Here is a 1126-nt window from a genome sequence, read left to right on the forward strand (position 1 = left end):
TTATATTCAGTTTTACAATTACAAACGTAGGCATTCTACGCTTAATTATATGACGCCACATCAGAAATATAATGAATTAAAAAATGCCGCTTAGAATCTCTACAGAATTTGTTGACCATTACAAAAGGAGTAACAATGAGTAGTGATGATAAAAGCTCAGAGAAATCAAGCGAACTTGATGACTTACTTGATAACCTTATTAGTGATGAGGATCTTGAGCGCTATTTTGCTGAACAAAAAGACGGTTTAACTCACGAAGAACGAGAAAAAATTAAACGAGAAAATCGTATTAACGCGATTAACCAGTGGTGCGCTGAAAACCCAAATCGAGACCCTACCAGATCAAAAGATAAAACCATCAAACAACTGGCGTTAGATGAAGAAGCGGTGGTGCGAAGAGAAGAGTTTAGAAAAAATAACCCCGAGAAAGTGGCCGAAATAAGGAGGCGGACTAGAAACGAAAGTAAATATTTTGATGATAGAGCAACATATAAAGAGCAACTGCCAAGGGACTATTTACATAAAGACAGTTATGAAACGCGATTAAAAAAAGCCGAAGCACTCAATGGCTGCGGGTTTAAAACCCGCACATTTAAAAGTAAGCGTTTTACTGATGAATATGCAGCAAAGCTTTCATCCCCAGATAGTGGCTCAACGCTTGAGGGACATTGGGTAGAGAGCGATGGTAAGCAGTTGGCTATTTCATGGTTTGGAGGGTGGTCAAATTTATTTACTGCTCTAAGCTTCTTGCTAATGGTATCTGCAGTTATGTTTTTTTTCGTTGATTTGGTTGTTATTGGTTTTGTGTGGGAGGATTATCGGTGGGTGCCATTTGCTATATATGCACCTATGTTTATTGTTGGTTTTTATATGCTGAAACACCGGGCAATATTAGCGCACCGAGATAATTTTTATTTTAATCGCCATACCGGGCTTGTAAAAACCCCTCATACTTTGTTTAGAAAACCGTTTTATTTACCTTACGAAGACATTGTTTGCTATGGTGCAAATGAGCGTAATGTCGGTTCAGCCCGCGGTGGTTCACGTGTGTTTGTATCTCTTATGGTGCCGTTAAAATACCCTAAACATTATCGCTTTACCAAGCCTACTTTTTATGTAGGTGGTT

2 protein-coding genes are annotated in these 1126 nt (G+C 38.5%); both read left to right on the forward strand.

Annotation, left to right across the window (positions count from 1 at the left end; all coding sequences use genetic code 11):
- Nucleotides 1-94: IS3 family transposase (locus H5154_RS24240; RefSeq protein ID WP_404936147.1), on the forward strand; the 94-nt coding region annotated here is incomplete at its 5' end.
- A 41-nt stretch (nt 95-135) separates the two neighbouring features.
- A partial coding sequence (locus tag H5154_RS22760) for a hypothetical protein (RefSeq protein ID WP_220493444.1) occupies nt 136-1126 on the forward strand: 991 nt, incomplete at its 3' end.

The sequence above is a fragment of the Pseudoalteromonas sp. SR44-5 genome (genome assembly GCF_014163675.1).
In the GTDB taxonomy this organism is placed as follows: domain Bacteria; phylum Pseudomonadota; class Gammaproteobacteria; order Enterobacterales; family Alteromonadaceae; genus Pseudoalteromonas; species Pseudoalteromonas rhizosphaerae.